15 protein-coding genes are annotated in these 18,037 nt (G+C 34.2%); 2 read left to right on the top strand and 13 right to left on the bottom strand.

What is annotated here, in order from left to right:
• Positions 1 to 211, top strand: a 211-nt coding sequence (locus BAZ10_RS05955; protein WP_131828787.1) for an integrase core domain-containing protein, incomplete at its 5' end; no start/stop codon positions are given.
• Here the strand turns inward: BAZ10_RS05955 and BAZ10_RS05950 are convergent.
• The 4 genes from BAZ10_RS05950 to BAZ10_RS05935 all read right to left on the bottom strand — a co-directional run bounded on the left by BAZ10_RS05950 (position 193) and on the right by BAZ10_RS05935 (position 5,014).
• On the bottom strand, positions 193 to 501 hold the full coding sequence (locus BAZ10_RS05950) for a hypothetical protein (protein WP_078771286.1): 309 nt from the start codon (positions 499 to 501) through the stop codon (positions 193 to 195). The genes BAZ10_RS05955 and BAZ10_RS05950 overlap by 19 nt on opposite strands.
• Before the next feature lie 53 nt (positions 502 to 554).
• The gene (locus tag BAZ10_RS05945; RefSeq protein WP_078771285.1) at positions 555 to 749 is read right to left on the bottom strand and encodes a hypothetical protein; all 195 of its coding nucleotides are present in this window, start codon (positions 747 to 749) and stop codon (positions 555 to 557) included.
• A 121-nt stretch (positions 750 to 870) separates the two neighbouring features.
• Positions 871 to 3,216: an outer membrane beta-barrel family protein gene (locus BAZ10_RS05940; protein WP_078771284.1), complete on the bottom strand. Its 2,346-nt coding sequence runs from the start codon at positions 3,214 to 3,216 to the stop codon at positions 871 to 873.
• 364 nt (positions 3,217 to 3,580) lie between these two features.
• Positions 3,581 to 5,014: a glycosyltransferase gene (locus tag BAZ10_RS05935; protein WP_078771298.1), complete on the bottom strand. Its 1,434-nt coding sequence runs from the start codon at positions 5,012 to 5,014 to the stop codon at positions 3,581 to 3,583.
• 843 nt (positions 5,015 to 5,857) lie between these two features.
• On the opposite strand from BAZ10_RS05935, the gene BAZ10_RS05930 reads away from it, so the two are divergent.
• Positions 5,858 to 7,150, top strand: coding sequence for a nucleotide sugar dehydrogenase (locus BAZ10_RS05930; RefSeq protein WP_078771283.1), 1,293 nt, complete (start codon positions 5,858 to 5,860; stop codon positions 7,148 to 7,150).
• Between the two features lie 211 nt (positions 7,151 to 7,361).
• Here the strand turns inward: BAZ10_RS05930 and BAZ10_RS05925 are convergent, their stop codons facing one another.
• From BAZ10_RS05925 to BAZ10_RS05885, 9 genes are all read right to left on the bottom strand, one after another.
• Positions 7,362 to 8,234, bottom strand: coding sequence for a ChaN family lipoprotein (locus BAZ10_RS05925; protein ID WP_078771282.1), 873 nt, complete (start codon positions 8,232 to 8,234; stop codon positions 7,362 to 7,364).
• A gap of 104 nt (positions 8,235 to 8,338) precedes the next feature.
• The gene (locus BAZ10_RS05920) at positions 8,339 to 9,367 is read right to left on the bottom strand and encodes a hemin-degrading factor (protein ID WP_078771281.1); all 1,029 of its coding nucleotides are present in this window, start codon (positions 9,365 to 9,367) and stop codon (positions 8,339 to 8,341) included.
• 4 nt (positions 9,368 to 9,371) lie between these two features.
• Complete coding sequence (locus BAZ10_RS05915; protein WP_078771280.1) at positions 9,372 to 10,022, bottom strand: class I SAM-dependent methyltransferase; 651 nt, start codon at positions 10,020 to 10,022, stop codon at positions 9,372 to 9,374.
• Between the two features lie 2 nt (positions 10,023 to 10,024).
• A complete protein-coding gene (locus BAZ10_RS05910; protein ID WP_078771279.1) occupies positions 10,025 to 10,801 on the bottom strand; it encodes a heme ABC transporter ATP-binding protein in 777 nt (258 codons plus the stop codon).
• Positions 10,801 to 11,841, bottom strand: coding sequence for a FecCD family ABC transporter permease (locus BAZ10_RS05905; RefSeq protein ID WP_078771278.1), 1,041 nt, complete (start codon positions 11,839 to 11,841; stop codon positions 10,801 to 10,803). Before BAZ10_RS05905 ends, BAZ10_RS05910 begins: the two co-directional genes overlap by 1 nt.
• A complete protein-coding gene (locus tag BAZ10_RS05900; protein ID WP_078771277.1) occupies positions 11,825 to 12,703 on the bottom strand; it encodes a heme/hemin ABC transporter substrate-binding protein in 879 nt (292 codons plus the stop codon). Before BAZ10_RS05900 ends, BAZ10_RS05905 begins: the two co-directional genes overlap by 17 nt.
• A gap of 179 nt (positions 12,704 to 12,882) precedes the next feature.
• Entirely contained in the window at positions 12,883 to 14,085 is a 1,203-nt protein-coding gene (gene fabV / locus BAZ10_RS05895) for an enoyl-ACP reductase FabV (protein WP_078402472.1), read from the bottom strand.
• A gap of 84 nt (positions 14,086 to 14,169) precedes the next feature.
• Positions 14,170 to 15,468: a TolC family protein gene (locus BAZ10_RS05890; protein ID WP_078771276.1), complete on the bottom strand. Its 1,299-nt coding sequence runs from the start codon at positions 15,466 to 15,468 to the stop codon at positions 14,170 to 14,172.
• A gap of 104 nt (positions 15,469 to 15,572) precedes the next feature.
• Complete coding sequence (locus BAZ10_RS05885) at positions 15,573 to 18,005, bottom strand: FtsX-like permease family protein (protein WP_078771275.1); 2,433 nt, start codon at positions 18,003 to 18,005, stop codon at positions 15,573 to 15,575.
• Between the last annotated feature and the right edge of the window lie 32 nt (positions 18,006 to 18,037).

The following is an 18,037-nucleotide window of genomic DNA, read 5'->3' as shown; positions in this document are numbered from 1 at the left end:
CGGGTACATAGAACGTTTTAAACGCCTTTATCGGGAAGCCGTATTGGATGCTTACCTGTTCTTTGATCTTGACCAGGTAAGAGAACTAACACAAGACTGGATGGAAGAATATAATCACAAAAGGCCACATGAATCACTTGGTAATCTTACACCTGTTGAGTATAAAATATTGGCTACTGAAAAGAAAAAGACTCAATTAATAGCTGTCTGAAATATGGGGTACTTACATGACGTATCACTATTTACACTATTAATATAGCTTTCTGCTGTTTCTAGTTCATTCTCTGCTTTTGAAACTAAGAATTTTTTATTTTCTAATATCTCATAAAATTCAGAATGAATCTTATGTAATTCTTCACTATTATTATAATGTTGTACTGATTCAATTAATTCTTTTAGAAAATCATCTAATACTAATAGTTCTTTTCTAAGAGTATTAAATAATAAATAGTACTCTTTATAAATTAGAATCGTGTTGTATTTGCTATAAACTAATTCCATATTTTTATTTTTTTATTAAAGCATCTGGTCTCAAACCAGATGCTTTTTCATTGTTATTGCTGAGTTGTACAAGAACACGAACAACCCGATGCATTATTCGAATTACTGTTATCAAGCCGTACATTATTTGCCAACTCGTAGCTTAGGGAGATGGCCATAAACCCTCCTCTTAATTGTCCTTTTTCCGTTTCCTTTAGAGTTTCCATTTTTTTAACCAACTCCTGGAATTTTTGATTTTTAGTTTCCATTGTAATTTGATTTAGAAAATTAAAAAATTAACATTTGCTTTAATAAAAGCTATATTTAAACATTCAGTACTTAATATGTGCACCTATCGAGTATCTTAAATGAAAAAATAATTCTGATTTTTTATAATCTCCCTCTAGTATCATTATCTGATTTTACTGAACCAGCTTTAATTTTATTTTTATTATCTAGCGTATATTGAACAGATATAAGAAAACCTCTTGTTTGCCACTTTTGATAAAAATCAAAATTAAAATCTTTATAATGGGAAATATTTTTATCTCTTTCAGTATTAAACAAATCCACTACTTTAAAAAGGGCTAATAGGTTTCCATTCATCAAAGTTTTTCTTATGGATATATCCATTCTGTATCTATTTGCTCCGGTAACATTTTTGTATTGATATTGGTGATAATAATTACTTGAAAGCTCTAGCAGAAGTGTTTTAGAATATTTTATCTGGGCATATATATTATTATAAAATGAAGCTCCACTATTCTTCTTACCACTATCATTTGCTTTAAATGAATTATAGTAAACCCCACTGGAAATATTAGTAGTAAGCCACTTTGTTATATTTCCGTTGTAGGAATGGTCTATACCGGTTTCATAGTATTGTCCAAAATTTTGTGGCTGATAGAAATTGATCAAATCCTTATCTGTAAAGTATACTCCTAATATTGTGTTAATTGTTTTTCTACCATACGCAGAAAAAGAATGCTTTTTCATATTGTAACCAATTTCTATATCATCCAGATATAATGGTTGCAAATTAGGATTACCAATCATATATAGAAAATCATTCTGCTTAATGACAAAAGGATTTAAATCTCTAAATGAAGGTCTTGTAATACTCCTTTTATAGCTAAAAGAAAGGCTTTTTTCATTTTTTAAATCATACTTATAATATAGACTTGGAAAAAGTTTCGTATAATTTTGTTTTAATTCTTCGTTATTAAGATTATTATATCCTTTTATATTAGTATTCTCTATACGGAGTCCAGCTTTTATAAAATGTTTTCCAAATGTCTTGCTTATTGAAGCATAACCTGCCAGGATATTTTCTAGATTATTAAAATCCTGTTTTTGATTGAGGTCTTCTTTCCAAAAGCCACTTTCCAGATAATCAACCTTCAGCAAATTATCTCTTCTTATACTTCCAAATTTGACACCGGTATTCAAGTCCCATTTATTTCTAAATTTCTGATCCCAATCAAATTGACCGGTATAATAACTTGAAACAGAATTGGTTTTATAGAGATAATGATTATTCAAAGTAGAATTTGAGGGATATTCTGAGTATACATCATTAAAAGGTTGGGTATTATTTTTTCCGATATCTCCGATAAATTTCAGACTACTCCCTAAGCTATCAACTTTAAGAGCATAATTCATGGTTATATACCATAAATCCGAAGGTGTTTTAAACAAAGAAGAACCTTTACTATTCACAGTCTGATTATTTCCATTATAAATCTCCAGATTTTGAATTCCATCCAAAACAGTCTTATTTTTATTATAATAACCCTCAATACCAAATGAGCTTTTATTATTAGGGTAAAAAACACTACCTAAACGAAGTCCCAAATTATTATTAGAAAATTTCAAGTCTCCATTATTGATATTTTTTTGACCATTATTATAATTGAATATTCCTGTTGACCAACCATAATTTTGATTTTCATTATAAGAGACATCAGAATATAAATTCCATTTTTCATTTCCATAATTCAAATTTAACCCACTATTATACTGAGTTGCATTTTCCTTTCGAAAAGCGTAAGACATTTTATTAATTGAACGAAAACCTTTAGGATTATTCTTTAAAATAATATTTATAACTCCACCTGTGTTAGATGCATCTTGATCCACAGAACCCACATCTTGAATTTCGATTTTTTTAATATCTTCCGAACTTAGTCCGGAAAGATAATTATTGAGATCATTCCCGCTTAAATTTATCTTTCTGCCATTCACTAGTATTGTCGCAGCTCTATTTTTCAACAATACTATGCCTTCTGAATTTATACTTAGTTTAGGACTTTTTTGGAGTATATCCAATCCATTATTTCCTTTAGACAGAACACTATTCTCCACATTAAAATAAGTTTTATCTCCGATCTGTTGCACAACTTTCTTGTTTACAACAACTTCTTGTATAATCCTGTCATTATATTTGGTTAATCGAATACTTTCTATAGTATCTCCGTTAATATAAAAGTTATTGGTAAAAACCTTAATACCATTATCCAATATTTCTAAAATGTAGTTTCCTCTTTCCGGAACCTTTAGACTAAAGCTTCCTTTTTCGTCACTTATAGTAGCTTTCTTTATACTATCTCTTTTCACTATTATTTCGACATAAGAAATAGCTTCACCATTTTCTCCTATAATCTTTCCGGAAATACTTTGGGCGAAATATAAAATGCTTATTAAAAAGAAAAATAATATACTGAATCTAATTTTCATTTAAAATAATATTGTGATTATTTGCTAATCTAAAAATTAAATTCAACCAGAGTCATTTACAATTAATTAATTTTAATATTTATATTAATTATAAACTAACTATTATCAAATAATAGACAATTATTTCATATTTTATCTAGATAAATATATTTTTATTCAAAAATAAATTTGAAAAAATTAATAATATTATAGTGAATAATAAAAATAGTATAATACTTTGTTTTAATATAAATAACAGGTATTGAATCATTAAAAAAAGAACAAATTAATTATATATTTTATCAAAATCTACACTATTAATTAACAAAAAAACTCCTCTGCAGTTTAGACTACAGAGGAGTTTTATTTTAAAATATTTCTTTAGTTATGATTCTTTTACGGCTAATTCACGGGTCAGCCAGCCACTTTTACTTGCTGTAGCAATAGCGTATGGTGTGATCCAGAAAAGCGTAAAGGCGTAGAAAATACTATAGGTATAGGCCCAAAAGGCTTCAGGTGTGTTTTTATTTCTCTTCGCAAAGAAGAACGCTTGTACACTGGAGAAAATCAGTATGCCCAGTAATGTTGAACTAATGAATAACATCGTATGATTGATAATAAACCATAGCATTAATAACATTAGCGGATAGGACATAACCAGTTTCAGCCATTGCATACACAATAATATTCTGGTTCCTACTTTTGGCCCTTCGCGGAAATCACCAAAAGCAAATTTGCTCATCATTATATTTTCACGCACATTACTACGTTCCCAACGAATAAACATCTTATACAGGTTTTTATATCGTTTAGGAATATTAGTATATACATAAGCATTTCTCTGGAATAAGATATGATAACCTTGTTTCAGGATCATATTAGTCATAGCCCTGTCTTCACCTATATCAGACGGACGTCCCATAAATGTCTGGTTCACCCATTCATCCAGGCAGTTCATTACCTGTTCTCTACGGTATGCTGCCAAAGCTCCCGGTGTACACATTACAGATCCAAGCATACTTTGTGCGGAGCGGACAAATTCAAAACTAAATACAAAATTTACATTAAGCATTCTTGGGATTAGCTCCTTCTCATTGTTCAATACACGTACATTACCAGCTACTCCACCGCATTTTTCATTTACTACAAACGGGCTTGTCATATTACGGAGTGTATCTTTTTTTACAATAGAATCACTGTCTACAGTAATAAATATTTCTCCCGTACCCAACTGGAATCCACGGTGTAAAGCATGTCTTTTACCCATATTCCGGGGCTGCTGATAGGCCATTACTCTGTCCCCCAATTCCTCCTTAGCCTTCTTAATCCATGCCCATGTATCATCTTTACTACCATCGTCTACAGCTATAATCTGTACTTTTTCCTCCGGATAGTCGCTACTTGCCAAACTATGAAGTGTCTCATATACCAGTTTTCCTTCATTATACGCAGGAACAATAATAGTACAGGTAGGAAGCAAATCGTCTGATACAGAAGTAATAGGCTTATAGCGAAGGTATAAAACAAGTAAATAGGCCAGGAAGCATACTGCAACGCTTAAGAGGAATAGCCCTATTCCGATGATTACCATACCAAAGGAGCTGTTCATTTGTTGCCAGTGCAGATGTTCAAACTCTGGTTGTAATAGATATACGGCATATATTGAGCTGAACAACAATATAAACGTCACTGCAAGGATACCATATTCTATGGTTCCAAACCTCCCCTTTTTGACGGGTACAAAATCTTCTTTTCTGCGAATTAATGCTGATTTTAGAACAACATTTTTCTTAACGTGTAGTGTTTGTGTTTCTTTCATACATTCTATAAAAAAATTCCCTACTGGTATTCCTCTTCTTTTGATTAGCCGGAATATCAGTATCCAATAATTTATTATTTCAACTTTTGAAATTGGAAGCAAGGTTTCCCAAAAAACCTGCACACTCTTATTTTGTTGGAAAAGCCTTATTCTGAAACAGAATAAAAAGGTTTAAACTTTTAACAAAACAGAAGAGAATAGTTTTATATCATGTATTAATTGATAAGTATTATCATGAAGGAGACCAAAGTACGATCAGAATCCATACAGTATGATAACGTTAATTTTCGTTATTTATTGCTGCTCTAATGAAAACTTTGTGCCATTTTGACTGTCAAATCATTTAAAAAAAAATAAAATCTATCATTTATGAATAGTATTTGATTATTAGTACTTTATAATAGCAGATTACTTTGTAAGGTATTTGGGCTGGTATTTGATAGGGATATATGAAAATCGAAAGAATTTTAATAGGATATTTTTTGTAATTTTGTTCATTAGGTCACTATATGTTAAACGCTAAAATACAGTATAATAGCTTTTTTAATGATAAATTTTCATGGGTATTAGTTAATGCACATGGACAAATAAAGTTTCAAAAATATGCACAGAGTATTCTCTTATTTGTAACAAAATGAATAATAAAATATACTAAACAGTGGATATGGGCGTTATAATGTTGAAAAAAATTTATTAAATAGCTGAAAAATAATTTAGCATTCTTAACATTCAAATTACTCATAATTGTAAATCATTAGATAGATTCAAAACCTTAGTTTATCACTAAATAACATAGGTAATCTATATGCTTATACAACCTAAAAATAAAAGAAGATTATAAATATGAACAATCACCGAATAGCTGTTATAGGACAAGGATATGTAGGATTACCACTGGCACTGGAATTTGCAAAACATTTCCCGGTATACGGATTCGACGTTAATACAGACAGGGTAAAAGAGCTTAATTCCGGAAAAGACCGCACATTGGAAGCAGATCTTACATTGCTTTCCGAAGTGATTCATGAGGCTCAAAATTCTGATTTTTCCAAAGGCTATATTGCCTCCGCCTCCCTGGACACTATTAAGGATGCAAATATCTATATCGTAACCGTTCCAACACCTATTGATAAATTTAATGCTCCGGATCTGAGACCTTTGCTAAATGCAACCAAAATGCTGGCAGAGATTTTAAAGAAAGGTGACATTGTAATTTATGAATCTACCGTATATCCTGGTTGTACAGAAGAAGACTGTGTACCTGTTCTTGAAAATATCTCAGGATTAAAATACAACGAAGACTTTTTTGTAGGCTACTCACCTGAAAGAATTAATCCGGGAGACAAAGTAAATACACTTACAACTATAAAGAAAGTAACATCAGGTTCTACTCCGGAAATTGCTGAAATAGTAGATACACTTTATAAAAAAATTATAACGGCAGGAACTCACAAAGCTTCAAACATAAAAGTTGCCGAAGCTTCTAAAGCCATTGAAAATGCACAAAGAGATATTAATATTTCTTTTGTCAATGAACTGGCTCTTATCTTCGACAGAGTCGGAATTGATACCAATGATGTACTGGAAGCTGCCGGTACAAAATTCAATTTCCTGAAATATAAACCTGGTCTTGTAGGTGGACACTGTATCTCTGTAGACCCGTATTATCTGGCACATAAAGCTTCCCAGCTTGGCTATCACCCTCAGGTAATCCTTAGTGGAAGAAGGGTGAACAACTCTATGGCAGAATTTATTGCTTCAAAAGTCTTGAAATTAATGATTAAAAAGGGAATTTCTATTAGCAATGCCAATGTTCTTATTCTGGGAATTACTTTCAAGGAAAATTGCCCGGATGTCCGAAATACGAAAGTAGTAGACGTGTATAAAGAGTTGGAAGAATATGGCTTACATGTAGATATGTACGATCCATGGGCTGACCGCGATGAAGTGCTAGAAAAGTATAAAATCAGTATGCTGGAAAATATAGACTACAACAAAAAATATGATAGCATTGTTTTAGCCGTATCACATGATGAGTTTTTGACATTGGATTTAAATAAATTAAGAAAAGAAACATCGGTTGTATTCGACATAAAAGCAAAGCTGAACAGAGATATTGTAGATGCAAGGCTATAAGTATTCCTCATCTCTAAAAAAGTAAAAAACATATATTTTTAAGATCCCCTGAAATTTTTATTATCAGGGGATTTTTTATTTGTGCAATGTCTTTCTTGAGTTATGTATGGATGAACAGCTATTCAATAATTTGACTATAAAAAAACTCACAGATGAAGATTCTGTGAGTTTTTAGATTATTTATCCAGTATAGTATAAGAGCGATTAGCCTCTAATAAGTCTTAGTCATATCCGCAGGAACGATAAGGTTAAAATCTGTCGGTATATAATCTTTTTCGGGGACCCATAATTTGGGACTTTCTGATTCGAAAACAGAAATAACCGCAATTTTAAGATTAGGATTCTTTTGTTTCAGATACCAATAAATACCACCATACTCCTTACTGTGGTAGTTTCCATTGTAATGAATAAAAGTCTTTCCCGATTCTAAACTTTTGAAAATAGATTCTGCCATTGTAGCATCTTTAACAGCCTGAGCAGAAATAAAATTCATTACCTTCAGATCATCTGCATGATCTCCCATCATGGTTTTCATTTCCTTATACCCGGGAGTATCCAATGTTACTTTGATTGGTAAATCTGCGATATAGGTCTTCTCCTGAGCATTTAGTGTATTCAATGATTCAAGGCCTTGTTTGGCCACCTGAGAAGCATATTTTCTCGGAATATTTCCTGCCACAAATTTCAGATTTCTAATTTTTGCAAAATCCAAAAGCGGTTTGTAATCTGTTGTATAATTATTCCACAGACGGACTGAATCCTTCATGTTTTTAGAATCCAGCTTTCCTGCCAGATAACGGTCCAACTGCGGCTGATTATCTCTTTCGAACATCTCCGCTCCCAGAATCAGCTGTTTATTTTTCTGCTCATACAAGCCTTCTGTAAACTTCAGTTGTAACCAGTGAACAATCGAATTATTATGCAGTTCACCGAACAAAACCACATCGTAACCGGAAAGTTGTCTGACAATTTTCTCGGGTTTTACAACCTTTCCTTTTTTATTATAGAATTTGTAAGCATCAAACTGCTGAGCTTTTATTCCGCTAATACATACTATAGCAAAGGCAAAAAGTAGTTTTCTCATCTTTAAATAAATGTATAATTGAAATACCAATTTACAATAAAAAAGGCCGTTTTGAAATGCAATGATTCGTAACGGCCTCAACATTTAAATTTAGCTTAGTTATTTTATTTTTCCAGTTCCGTAACAAGGTCTTTCCATTCCTGTAATTCAGGAATTCCCGGTTTTCTCTTTCCGAAAAACTGTACAATGAACTCTCCATCTTTATTGAAGACCTCAACAGCATGAACCAGCCCGTCTTCTGTAGGCTTTTTCACGATCCATGCTTCCGCAATTTTTTCTGTATCCAGGTGAAGATTGAAATCAGGATCCATTACATTGATCCAGCTATTGTACCACAATACTTTGTTTACTTCTCCGGTATGGATCTGGATAATTCCACGATTTCCAACAAAAATCATTATCGGAAGTTTTCTTTCAGATGCAGTCTCAAGTAAGGCTACCACTTTAGCAGGATCAATTTTTGTTACAAATTCATCCGATGCCAGACGTAATGCCTGTGTTCTTGTTACACCATACTTTCTTGTCATAGCAAAGAAGTCATGAGTATCTTTCAGCTCCGACCACTCTTTACGAAAAGCCTCTACATCGATCTCAGCATCTGGTTTCTCGGCAGCCTTAGGTGCTAGTGCCTCAAATACAAATTCCTGAGTCTGAATATCAGCTTTGTATTTATCTGTAATGGTATCGAAAGCATGTGCATTACTGTCTTTCGTTAAATATATTTTGTGAAGTGCCAGTCCGTCTTTTCCAAAGAACTGTAAACTTTTCTTATCTCCTTCTACAACCGCAAAAGCATGCTTCCACGAATTCAGGAATATTCTAAGATCAATATCTTCTCCAACAAATAATTGTGCATGTGGGCTACTGAAATCGCCATTCAGATAAGTTCCTTTTCTTTCATGTACACATTCGTTGTTTCTGGTTAAAGCCATTACTTTACCAAGCTGTTCAGTATCGGTTAAAATTCCTGAAAAATCAGGATTCAAGACCGTAACACCTTCACCTATACAGGTTACCAGTAAATCGGCTTCGCTAACCCCTAATTGTTCTGCTGCATTTCTGATTCTAAGATGTGGAGTCTCTGCTTTCAGATTAGTCCACTTTTCTTTTAAATCTCCGGCTATTGTATTCATTATATTATTTTTTTAAGGTTAATATTGTATAGTTTCTTTTAACAGGACCTTCCCCGGTTTTACCAGGTATCCATTCTTCTTTTTGCGTTAGTTTAATTTGTACAAATCTGCTTTTACGGATTAATGCTTCTGCATCTTCATTATTATACAGCTGGAAGCCATATTGCGTAAAGGCAAGTCCCTCCATAAAATCTTTTTGCCCGAAGGTGAGAACAAAAGTTCCATTGTTTCTCAGTACTCTGTAAATTTCTTCTAAGAAAGCTTCCGGTTCTTTCCAGAAGTACAAGGTATTTACTGTGAAAATTTTATCAAAACTCTGCTCAACAAAGGGTATGTTCTGCCCGTCGTAAACAAAGAATTGTGACTGATTTTCGAATTTTATATTTTTTCTAAATGCCTGATCTCTCATTGTTTCGGAAATATCCAGTCCCGTATAATTAAGATCATCTGCCAATTTTAGTAATTGTTCCAGGTGTCCGGCATTGCCATGTCCTACTTCCAATATTCTGTCGGAATCGTCAAGTTCCAGAGCTGCAATACTTTCCATTGTCATGGAAATATTGGTTGTGTCCATCATCTCAGCGATTTCTATTCCCTTATCGCCCTGCGGATTGGCCAGATTTTTTGCCAGTAATTTCAGATCTTCTGTATTCATAGTTATCCAAAAATTATCATTGGTGTTTCGTTTACCGGATTTTTACATATTGTACACGGGAAGTTATAAGTATCGCTTATTCTTTCCTTTGTAAATACCTCATCGGGATTTCCATATGCAGCTACCCTGCCGTTTTTCATTAACAGAATTTTATCAGCAAACTGTGCCGCCAGGTTCAGGTCATGTAAGACTACTATTACGGAATTGGTCTTCCGCGTAAAGCTTTTCATACTCTCCAATGCACGGTACTGGTATTTTATATCCAGATTATTCAGTGGTTCATCCAGAAACAGAAGTTTATGAGCAACATCATTTTCAAGCTGAGCCATTACCCGTGAAAGGTGTACTCTTTGTTTTTCGCCTCCGGATAAAGTGTTATAATCTCTGTCTTTAAGATGAACAATATCGGTTTCCAACAACATCTTACTCATAGCATCCCAGTCTTCTTTTCTGGGCTGTCCATCAAAGTATGGATAGCGCCCCATCATCACAACGTCTTTTACCTTCAGAGGAATATCTGTGCTGTTATGCTGTGAAAACTTGGCTTTGTGCTTCGATAATTCGTGTATTCTCCAGTCTGTAATCTGTTTGTTTTTAAATAAAATCTGTTGTTTTTTATCTTGCTTGATCTCGTTTGCCAAAACACTCAACAAACTCGACTTTCCTGCTCCGTTAGGTCCTACAATTGCTAAAAACTCTCCATATTCTACAGACACATCTACGCCGTCCAGAATATGAAATTTCTTGTGCAGGTAATTTATACGATGTGCTTTTATCATTATAAAGACTTTTTATGTTTCATTAAAATTGCAATAAAAATTGGTCCACCCATTAATGCGGTCAGTATTCCAATTGGCAGTTCCGAAGGTGCTACTATGCTTCTGCTGAAAGTATCAGCTACCAATAACAGTACAGCTCCGAAGATCGCTGACAAAGGCAATATAAAGTAGTAATTAGATCTAAAAAGTAATCTGAGTATATAAGGGACAATTAGCCCTACAAATCCGATAGCTCCTGAGAAAGCAACACAGGTACCAACCATAAGTGCTGTAATTACTACAATCTGTTTTTTTAATTTCTCTACATTGACTCCCAAATGCTGTGCATCTTTTTCCCCTAACATCATTGCATTCAGTGCTTTTCCTTTTGGCATTAATATAAAGTAAGAAATAAGCAAAACGGCTAACAAAACAAGGTTCTTGGTCCAGGTAGCTGCTGCCAGACTTCCCAAATTCCAGAAAGTAAGGTCTCTAAGCTGGTCATCCTTCGATATATAAATAAGGAAACCGGTAATAGAGAAACCTATTGCTGTAATAGCCACACCTGTAAGAAGCATCATCACAATATTGGTTTTCCCGCCGCTTGTAGATATTTTGTATACCAAAAGCATAGAAAATAAGGCACCGACAAATGCCGATAAACCAACCAGTGAGAATTGTACTGCTTCCGGCAGGTAAGCCCTGAAACTACCACCCAGGATTATAGCGATTGCTGCCATAAGCGTAGCTCCGGATGTAAGTCCTATCAGATCTCCTGTTGCCAGGGGATTTTTGAATAGTCCCTGTAATGAGGTTCCCGATACTGCCAACATACTTCCTATTAATATAGCCATTATGATCCGGGAAAATCTTACATCCCAAATAATATATTTATCACTGAGTGAAAGGCTTTTGTCCTGAGTTATTACTTTATATAATACTGCAAACGGAGAATGTCCTCCAAAATCATATACCCCAACATAGAGGGCAATTACTACAAGTGCAACGAGTAAAAGCCCACCCGAAATAAGATAAAAATATAATTTATTTTGTGTTTTCAATTAGTAGTTTGTTTAGTTCTACTACTGCTTGCCCTAGTCTTGGGCCAAAGCTCGATGCTAAACCGCCGTCCATAGAGATAATCTTCTTGTTCTTCCCGGCGTTAGTTTGTGCAACTCCAGGCATTTTTAATACGGCCTCATTTCCTCCTGCTCCGGCTAATCCGCTTTTGAATAAGAATAAAATATCCGGATTGGCTTTTACAACGGCTTCAGGAGTAAGGGGTTTAAAATCGTCAAATTCATTAATTGCATTTTCACCGCCAGCCAATGTAATAATCTTTTCCATTGGAGTATTTTTTCCGGCTACCATCAAGTTATTTCCTCTTGCATAGATAAATAATACCTTAGGCTTTTTTGCTAAAGATTGTACCTGCTTCATATCGGCATCGATCTTATCATTCAGTTTCTGATAATCTGTATTACCAACAGCTTTGGCAATCTGTTCTATTAGTTTTTTTGTTCCGTCTACAGAAAATTCCTGCTGAAAAATATCTGCTTTAATCCCTGAAGATTTTATTTTACTTAATAATTCAGGATTCAAGTCTTTATCTGAAGCCAGAATTAAATTTGGATTAAGTGCCATGATAGGCTCAATCGTCATACTTCTTACGTGTCCCAAATCTTTAGCTGTTGCTTTTAGTGTTTCAGGATATGTACTGGTAACATCAGCTCCCACAATTTCACTTTCATATCCTAATGCACTTACGATCTCAGTAATTCCGCCACTTAAGCTTACTATCTTATTTGCAGATTTCGGATTTTCCGAGGTCTGTTCAGTTGCTCCACTGCTAAGCTTATCGGTTTCTTTCTTACAAGAATACAGGGCAAGCACTACGGATGCCATTAATATTGCTTTTTTCATACAGATTTAATTTTGTTCCTATCAAATTTTAATCTTCATACTGAACTCTTTGTTCATTTATATGATTTTACAATATTACACTTTTATTTAGAATTAATAAAAATAATATTTAATGATAAATTTCAGCCAATAAAAAAAGCGGTCCCAATGGAACCGCTTTATATATCATTTTTTAATTATTACCCTTCTATACTTGGGATGTTTACCACTTCATTGGTATCTTTTTCATAATCAATACCCGGAACATCAAATCCAAATAACTGGAAAAATTCTTTACGATAACCTTCGATATCACTGATTTCTCCTAGGTTTTCTGTAGAAATAGTTTCCCAAAGAGCTGCAACTTCTTTTTGTACGTCTTCACGCATTTCCCAGTCATCGATACGGATTCTTCCTTTATCATCTAGCAAAACTTCTCCGTTCTCTGTATACAATCTGTCAGCAAAAAGTCTCTGCATTTGCTCTATTGTACCTTCATGAATACCTTTTTCTTTCATTACTTTGTAAAGTAGAGAAATATAAAGTGGCACTACAGGAATTGCTGAACTGGATTGTGTAACCAAAGCCTTATTAACAGATACATAAGAAATACCGTTAAGGTCTTTCAGCATATCATTGATTGCTGTTACAGAACCTTCAAGATCATTTTTAGCCTGTCCAATAGTTCCGTTTCTGTAGATAGGGAAAGTTAATTCAGGGCCAATATAAGAATAAGCAACAGTCTTAACTCCATCAGCCAGAACACCGGCATTCTTAAGATCTTCGATCCAGAATTTCCAGTCTTCACCACCCATTACAGCGATAGTATTCTGAATATCTTCATCTTTATCTACCGGTTGGATGCTGATATCTGAAACAACACCTGTGTGGAAATCTACTGTTTTGTTAGTAAAAGCTTCTCCGATTGGCTTTAATACTGAAGCATAAGCCACTCCAGTTTTAGGATGCGTACGTCTTGGGGATGCCAAACTGTATATTACAAGATCAACCTGACCTAAATCTTTTTTAATAAGCTCAATTGTCTGTTGTTTTATCTCATCGGAGAAAGCATCACCATTAATACTTTTAGCATATAATCCTGCTGCAGCGGCTTCTTTTTCGAAAGCTGCAGAGTTATACCATCCGGCTGTAGCCAGTTTACCTTCTGATGGCGCTTTTTCGAAGAAAACACCTACAGTAGCTGCACCAGAACCAAAAGCTGCAGAAATTCTGGAAGATAAACCGAAACCTGTAGAAGCACCAATTACCAATACTTTCTTAGGCCCGTTTTTAATCTCACCTTTAGATTTTACATAATCAATCTGACTTTTTACATTCTGTAAAGCTCCTTCAGGGTGTGCTGTAAGGCAGATAAACCCTCTAACACGTGGTTGTATGATCATAGTTCTTAATTTTCAATTCTATTTAATGAATACAAATGTAGTGAGACATGACAAAATGCACAAATAATCTGTTAATACGGAGAATTATTTATTATAAATTTTCCATAATTCTTCCTGCAACATTACATCATAACGGCTTTTAATCAGGTTATAATTAGCCTGAAGCCAGTTATTACGAACTACGAAAAAGGTATAAGCGTCCATTAGTCCTTCTTTGTATTTTTCTTCTGATTTGTCAAAAGAAAGTTTTTGGTTTTCAAAATTTTGCTGCAAAAGTCTATATTTCTCTTCTGAGTTCTGGTACTGAATCTTAATGGACTTTAATGCTGCAACCAGATTACTGACTGTTTTTTCTTTTTCCAGATCGGCATTAATTTTATTAAGCTTTGCAATTTCTACATTGGATTTTACCTGCAGCTTGTTGAAAACAGGAATACTTAGATTAAAGTACACCTGTTGATTTTTGTTTTGGTTAAATTGATCTGAAAATGCTGTTGTAGGCTGATTGCCTCCCAGTACTTTACTATAAAAAGTAGACCACGAATACTGCCCGTTCAATGTTGGTAGGTAACCGCTTCTCTCTACTCTGATCTTCTCGGCAGAAACCTGGATTTCTTTTGCAGCAGCCAGATATGCCGGATTCTTTTCCAGCATTTCTTTTACAAAGTTTTCGTCTGAAAAGGCCAGAACAGAAGATGTATCCGTTGTATTCTGAACGAAATCTACATTGTCCGAAGTAATGGCTAATGCATTGAGCAGATTGTTTTTGGAAATTTCTTTCTGATTTTTAGCTGATACCCATTGTTCCTGCAAGGTTCCCATGTTGGCTTTTATATCATAGATATCACTTTTAGGTCTGTTCCCTATTTCCACTTCTTTTTCTGTTCTTTTAATTTGTTCTTCTACTCCATCCAGCTGAGTTTTCAATACTCCGAACCATGCCTTGTCATTCTGATACTGAAAGAACAATTGTATAACATTGAGTGCAATATCATTTTGCACTGCTTTCAGGCGGTAATCGGAACTTTCTTTATTCATTTTGCTTAGTGAAATATTCATGAAATTTCTCCAGTTGAATAATTCCCAATTAGCTGTTGCCGAGAATTGTGTCGTTCCTACATTCAGGGCTTCTCTTTGGTTGGTTCCGGGATTAATAGTTGAACCAAAGCTATAATTCTGGCTGGTATTAGCTGAAACGGAAGGCAGCAGCATTCCTTTGGATGCTGTTATTTCCTGTTTACGCTGGTCTACCTTCAGAATGCTTTGCTGCACTGTAGGGTGCTTACTTATAGCATAATCTACTGTTTTTTGCAGGTCCCATTCTTCGGTCTGCTGAGAAAACATAAAGGCTGATATACTAAGGAAAATAAGTTTTTTAAACATGATGATCGGTTTATTAATAATCAATAGGTCAATGGGTGAATAGTGAATTTTCTAACTTCTAACTTCTAACTTCTAACTTCTAATTTCTAACTTCTGATTTAGTTTCATTCGTATTTCAGGTACTTTACCAGTTCTACTTTGGTAGCTCTGTAGGCTTTGATACTTGTCACCAGGAATGTCAGCAGTAAGAGGATTACTAAGCTTAAAATATAGGGCCACCAAGGCATGTCGATACGGTACACAAATTCTTTCAGCCATTCGTTCATAAAATAATAACTAAACGGAATACTGATAAACACCGCCACTGTAGTAATCCAAAGAAATTTTCGGGTCAGGTCTCTTATCAATATAACATCAGATGCTCCCAATGTCTTTTTAATAGCTACATCTTTCAATTTTTGCTCTATCATCAAACTGGATAATGCAAATAATCCCAGAAGTGCTACAGATAATACTACAGAATTGAGAATCGAAAATAACAATCGTTGTTTTTTAAATTTGTCAAAAGTCCGGGCAAAATTCTTGTTCACAAAATTTCCTTCGAATGGATATCCTGGTTCTACTTCTGTTTCCCAGTATTTTTTTATGCGCTCTGTATTTTCTGTGATATTCTCTGGGGAAAGTTTTATCTGTAGATTGTTCATTTGGTTCTTAGTCCAGTACCTTTGATAATTAAAGAACATCATTGGGAAAACATCATATTGTACACTTCCGTAATGAAAGTTCTTTACAACACCTATAATAAGCATATTGTTGCTCTTATCATCCAATCCACTGGAAATTTCTTTACCTATAGCCTCTGATGGGCTCCAGTTCATCTTCTTCACAAAAGACTCATTTACAATTAATCCGCGTGCGGTATCTGTCGTCATCTTAGGATTCATCTCGCGACCTACAATAAACTTTATTTTATAAAATTTAAAATAATTAAAGTCAATGGCCCCAATTCCCGCAGATGTTGATTTTGTAGAGTCTCTTTTATATTTAGCACCCGATGAGCTGGTAATACCACCACCCATCGTATGTGATGATCCTGTAATGTCTATTACTCCGGGGAAGTGCTTTATTTTATCTCTGTAGCGTTCGTATTTCCTCTGATTGTAATTTTCATCTATAAAATTGGTTTTTTTAAAATTTATCTGAAAAACCTGATCTCCACTAAAGCCTAAGTCTTTATTCATCATATAATTTACCTGAGTGTATATAATCAATGAAGAAATAATAAAAAAAGAGGAAATAATCAGTTGTAATGATAAGATCGCATTGCGCAGCCAGATTCCATGCCTGCTTCGGGCAAAGTTTCCTTTAAGCGTTTGAATAGGCTTAAAATTGGAAAGATACAATGCCGGAATTATTCCGGAGAAGAAAGCAAAGGTGATTATAATGAGGAAAGTATAAAGATATACATGAATCCCTTCCACCCTGATTTCTTTCTTCAGAAACCTGCCGTATACAGGCAATAACAATTCTAATAAAACCAGAGAAATAATAAATGCAGTGATATAAACAATAAAAGCCTCCAATAAAAATTGCATTACTAATTTTCCTTTCGAGCTTCCCAAGGCTTTTCGCACTCCTACCTCCTTGGCTCTTTGGGAAGCCTGCGCTGTATTGAGATTGATAAAATTAATACCGGAAAGAACTAAAATAAGCCCCGCTAAAGTCATCAGAATTATAATAGATTTCTGATCACCTTTCATAATTCCCGAACCTTTGGCTTTAAGTTTCATATCACGGACATTAGTCAGATGAACTTTAATAGGATCTCTGTCATCTGCCCAACCGTATTTACTTCTGTCTGCTCTTTCGTTATCGTCATCCCATTTGGACAATTTTTCTTCAAGCTTAGTGATATCTGTATTGGGTTTCACTTTGAAAAAGCCATAAAAACTATAATTGGTCCAATTCTCATTATTATCAATATTGGATTGTCTAACTATAAAACCACTTCTGAATATTGTATTTTCAGCATCAGCAGGATTCTTGTAAATTGCTTGCACCACATATTTACTTCCATCGTTATCTGCCACCACAACTTTGCCGATACTGTTCAGATAATCTTTACCAAATAAAGCCTTGGCCGTATCTTCAGAAAGTGCTGCGGAATGTCTGTCTACTAAAATGTTATCATAACTACCTGCTACTTTAGGAAGCTGTATTACTTTAAAAAAGTCTTCACTGGCGGCAATTGGGGTAGTATAGACAGAGCGCCCATCAGCTATCAGTTTAGTTTTATCCTCTTCTCCTATATTAGCAACTACGGAATAATTCTCTATCTCTGAAAACATTTTCGGTGCTGTATGTAACAATGGATAATTGACATTGGAGGCATAATTATTTTTACTGGTCTGTAGTTCCACAAAATAAATATTCTCTTTATTCGGCACCCATTTCTCATAGGATTTCTCATCCTGCCAATTCAGAAATACCAGCAAGAAAATTGTTAACCCGATAGATAATCCTAAAAGGTTAATAATTGTTGTCAGCCAATTTTTATAATAATTGCTAAATGCTATTTTAATCCAGTTGTGTAACATAATCCGCTAATTGTTAATGATTAATTGTCAAT

Origin of the sequence: Elizabethkingia occulta, assembly GCF_002023715.1 — a bacterium.
GTDB lineage: Bacteria > Bacteroidota > Bacteroidia > Flavobacteriales > Weeksellaceae > Elizabethkingia > Elizabethkingia occulta.
This window is presented reverse-complemented; position numbering and strand designations above follow the sequence as displayed.

Excerpts from the sequence above, each read along its gene's own strand:
- BAZ10_RS05890 (WP_078771276.1), bottom strand. The coding sequence starts at position 15,468 with ATGTTTAAAAAACTTATTTTCCTTAGTATATCAGCCTTTATGTTTTCT.
- BAZ10_RS05925 (WP_078771282.1), bottom strand. The coding sequence starts at position 8,234 with ATGAGAAAACTACTTTTTGCCTTTGCTATAGTATGTATTAGCGGAATA.
- BAZ10_RS05950 (WP_078771286.1), bottom strand. The coding sequence starts at position 501 with ATGGAATTAGTTTATAGCAAATACAACACGATTCTAATTTATAAAGAG.
- BAZ10_RS05915 (WP_078771280.1), bottom strand. The coding sequence starts at position 10,022 with ATGAATACAGAAGATCTGAAATTACTGGCAAAAAATCTGGCCAATCCG.
- BAZ10_RS05900 (WP_078771277.1), bottom strand. The coding sequence starts at position 12,703 with ATGAAAAAAGCAATATTAATGGCATCCGTAGTGCTTGCCCTGTATTCT.
- BAZ10_RS05920 (WP_078771281.1), bottom strand. The coding sequence starts at position 9,367 with ATGAATACAATAGCCGGAGATTTAAAAGAAAAGTGGACTAATCTGAAA.
- BAZ10_RS05940 (WP_078771284.1), bottom strand. The coding sequence starts at position 3,216 with ATGAAAATTAGATTCAGTATATTATTTTTCTTTTTAATAAGCATTTTA.
- BAZ10_RS05910 (WP_078771279.1), bottom strand. The coding sequence starts at position 10,801 with ATGATAAAAGCACATCGTATAAATTACCTGCACAAGAAATTTCATATT.
- BAZ10_RS05935 (WP_078771298.1), bottom strand. The coding sequence starts at position 5,014 with ATGAAAGAAACACAAACACTACACGTTAAGAAAAATGTTGTTCTAAAA.
- fabV (WP_078402472.1), bottom strand. The coding sequence starts at position 14,085 with ATGATCATACAACCACGTGTTAGAGGGTTTATCTGCCTTACAGCACAC.
- BAZ10_RS05930 (WP_078771283.1), top strand. The coding sequence starts at position 5,858 with ATGAACAATCACCGAATAGCTGTTATAGGACAAGGATATGTAGGATTA.
- BAZ10_RS05945 (WP_078771285.1), bottom strand. The coding sequence starts at position 749 with ATGGAAACTAAAAATCAAAAATTCCAGGAGTTGGTTAAAAAAATGGAA.
- BAZ10_RS05885 (WP_078771275.1), bottom strand. The coding sequence starts at position 18,005 with ATGTTACACAACTGGATTAAAATAGCATTTAGCAATTATTATAAAAAT.